The following is a 3,516-nucleotide window of genomic DNA, read 5'->3' as shown; positions in this document are numbered from 1 at the left end:
AGATTCCCGATCTCGTGGTGATGTCGGTGGGCATGACCTTCGTGCTGATCATTGCGGGCATCGACTTGTCGGTGGGATCGGTGCTTGCGCTCGGCGCTGCGCTGACCAGCGTCGCCGCGCTGCAATGGCACTGGCCTGCGCTGCCTGCCGCCCTGCTCGGCATGGCAGGCGCAACGCTGACCGGCTGCGTGACCGGCGCGGTGACGGTGGGCTGGCGCATTCCGTCGTTCATCGTGTCGCTCGGCGTGCTCGAAGCGGCGCGCGGTCTTGCCTACCAATTGACAAACTCGCGTACGGCCTACATTGGCGATGCGTTCGACTTCCTGTCCAATCCGATCGCTTTCGGCATTTCGCCGTCGTTCCTGATTGCGATCGCCGTGATGATCGTCGCGCAACTCGTGTTGACGCGCACCGTGTTCGGCCGATATCTGGTCGGGATCGGTACGAACGAAGAAGCGGTGCGGCTTGCAGGTGTCAATCCGCGGCCCTACAAGGTCATCGTGTTTGGGTTGATGGGACTGCTGTCCGGCCTGGCCGCCCTGTTCCAGATCTCGCGCCTCGAAGCCGCCGATCCTAACGCGGGATCGGGTATCGAACTGCAAGTGATCGCGGCGGTGGTTATCGGCGGAACGAGCTTGATGGGTGGCCGCGGTTCGGTCATCAGCACGTTCTTTGGCGTCCTGATCATTTCCGTGCTTGCCGCGGGTCTGGCGCAGATCGGCGCGAACGAACCGACCAAGCGGATCATCACCGGCGCGGTGATTGTCGTCGCTGTCGTGCTGGATACGTACCGCAGCAAGCGCCGCGTCATCTGAGCCCGGCTTGATTAAAAAAACGCTTCGGTGAGCAAGCGCTGAACGCTTCATTATTACGGGCGTATGCGTGCAAATGTCAGGCGTCTCAAAGACGCCGCCACGCATACACCAGCAGGAGAAAGACATGTCCAAAGATACGAAACAAGGCCTGGTCCTGATTGTCGGCAGCATCAATACCGATCTGGTCGCACGCTCCCCTCACCTGCCACGTCCGGGCGAAACGATCGGCGGACACGAATTCTCCGAGCACTCCGGCGGCAAAGGCGGCAACCAGGCGGTCGCGGCCGCTCGCATCGGCGGACGCGTTGCGATGGCCGGTTGCGTTGGCGCCGATGGCAACGGCAAAGTCCGGCTTGCTGGGCTCGAAGTGGAAGGCATCGATTGCGGTGCGATCGAGATCGACCCGTCGCTGCCGACCGGTGTAGCCATGGTGACCGTAGCCGACGATGGCCAGAACACCATCGTGGTCGTGGCCGGCAGCAACGGGCAGGTGACGCCCGAGATGGTCAAGCGGCACGAAGCAGTCATCAAATCAGCCGACGTCGTGGTCTGCCAGCTCGAGATCCCCTGGGACTCGGTGTATGCAACGCTGGTGACGGCCAAGCGCTTCGGCAAGCTGACGGTGTTGAATCCGGCGCCCGCAACCGGCCCGCTGCCCGCCGACTGGCTGCCACTCGTCGATTATCTGGTTCCGAACGAGGTCGAAGCCGCGATCCTTGCCGGCTTGCCGGTCGAATCGCAAAGCGGCGCACGGCGCGCGGCCAAGGAATTGCAGCGCGCGGGTGCTCGCAACGTGATCGTGACGCTGGGTTCGCAAGGCGCGTACTTGTTGCCCGAAGGCGGCGAAGGTACGCACTTCTCCGCGCCCAAGGTCGACGCAGTCGACACGACCGCCGCAGGCGACACCTTTATTGGCGTGTTCGCCGCGCAGCTTGCAGCGCGTCAGCCGCTGGAAGCTGCGATCGATCTTGCCCAGCGCGCCGCTGCCATTTCGGTAACGCGCGCAGGCGCGCAACCGTCGATCCCCACGCGCCAGGAAGTCGATAGCGCGGCCTGATTTTTTCCGGCTGTGGTCACAGCCGGAAGCGTCCCGCCTGCTTTCGCGGGCGGCCCACGCAAAGCTGCCGCATGGCGCCATGTTGCAGTCGTTGTTCGTTATCCACCAACTCGAATGGGAACAGCAATGCACTCAAGATCTATAGCAATCCTCATGAGCTCCATGGTCCTCGCCGCGTGCGGCGGCAGCGACAGCAATTCCAACTCGTCAGCCTTGGCCAATGCGCCCAAGGTCATCATGGATTCGGATTTCAACACCATGGGCGACGACGGCCAGCTTTTCGCCATGACCACGCAATTGATGGCGCAAGGCAAGGTCAACCTGCTGGGCCTGACGGTCGTCACGGGCAACGACTGGCTGCTTCAGGAACAGGCCGATGCACTCAAGGCAGTCGAACGCATGGGCGTGCAAAACACCGTAGGTGTGTACGCAGGCGCGGACTATCCGCTGCAGTACAACGTAGCGAGCATTCGCGCCCAACAGGCGGCAAATCCGAATGGTTACTTCGGCGCGTGGATGCGAGCGGAGCCCACTCAGGCTTCGCAGTTGGTCGCGCCACCGGACGGCTTCGCAACCAGCACGAAGCTGCAAGCGGAAAACGCGTCCGACTTCATGATCGATACGATCAAGAAGTATCCGAATCAAGTCACCATTCTCGAAGTGGGACCGCCGACCAATCTTGCGCTTGCATTGCAGAAGGCGCCGGAGATCGCGCCGTTGATCAAGCAGATCGTCTATATGGGTGGCGCGATGGCCGTAGCGGGCAACGCCAACGCGGTAGGCGAACTGAACTGGTGGTTCGATCCGCTCGCGGTGCGCACCGTATTGCAGACGACGATTCCGCAAACGGTGATTCCGCTGGATGTCACCAATACCGTTCCGCTCACGGAAAGCGTCTACGACCAGATCGCCAACAATCCGAGCAAGCAGACCGCCGTGACGAAGGCCTATGCAATCGCCAATGCAAACGCGTTCAGCACGAACACAGATATCTTCGATACCCTGACGATCGCTTATTTCACGGACCCGACTTACGCGACGCAGACGAAGAGCGCCTACCTCGACATCGATACAAGCAACGGCGAGACGCAAGGTCAGGTCAAGGTCTACCAGACCCCGACCACAGGCGCATCTCCGCAAAAGATCGCATACGTGACGCAGTTCGACAACAACCGGTTCTTCAGCCTTTACGTCGACCTGCTGACGCGTCCTGTTCCGGTGACGCTGCCCTGATCGACTGGAACCGAGTGGCCGCCTGACACCGCTATGCGTGTTCAGGCTGGCCTATCGCACGCGGCGAACGAGCGCGCTTATACGTGTTACGCAAATAAGCGCACAGCGGCTTTTCTATGGTCAGGAAACAAACAATCGATACAGCAGCCAGGCCGGCCAGAAACGCCGCGAATTGTGCAGGCGAAGTCGCGATGTTGGGGAACACCATCTTCGCGTATCTGAACATCGGTACGTGCAGTATGTAGAACGCGAAGCTCGCTTCGCCCAGCAGGACCATGGGCTTGCTGCCCAGCAGCCCGCTGAGCGGTCCCTTGGCGCATGCCAGGCAATAGAGCAGCAGTATGAAGGCGGGGAAAAGCAGCACCTTCGCATTCAGATGATTCGCCACGATGATCACGGTAATCGCCGCAG

3 protein-coding genes and 1 pseudogene are annotated in these 3,516 nt (G+C 61.2%); 3 read left to right on the top strand and 1 reads right to left on the bottom strand.

The window, feature by feature from the left end; genetic code table 11:
- The 3 genes from ACFFAR_RS28240 to ACFFAR_RS28230 form a co-directional block, all read left to right on the top strand.
- The coding region (locus ACFFAR_RS28240; RefSeq protein ID WP_375508910.1) for an ABC transporter permease at nt 1–815 on the top strand (815 nt) is incomplete at its 5' end.
- A 124-nt stretch (nt 816–939) separates the two neighbouring features.
- Nucleotides 940–1,872 (top strand): ribokinase, encoded by a 933-nt coding sequence (gene rbsK / locus ACFFAR_RS28235; RefSeq protein WP_086381013.1) that lies wholly within the window; start codon nt 940–942, stop codon nt 1,870–1,872.
- Nucleotides 1,873–2,025: 153 nt separating this feature from the next.
- Entirely contained in the window at nt 2,026–3,105 is a 1,080-nt protein-coding gene (locus ACFFAR_RS28230) for a nucleoside hydrolase (protein WP_236873628.1), read from the top strand.
- Nucleotides 3,106–3,136: 31 nt separating this feature from the next.
- Here the strand turns inward: ACFFAR_RS28230 and ACFFAR_RS28225 are convergent.
- Nucleotides 3,137–3,516 (bottom strand): annotated as a pseudogene (locus ACFFAR_RS28225) (hypothetical protein); the annotation flags it as partial.

Source organism: uncultured Caballeronia sp., assembly GCF_964243625.1.
In the GTDB taxonomy this organism is placed as follows: domain Bacteria; phylum Pseudomonadota; class Gammaproteobacteria; order Burkholderiales; family Burkholderiaceae; genus Caballeronia.
This window is presented reverse-complemented; position numbering and strand designations above follow the sequence as displayed.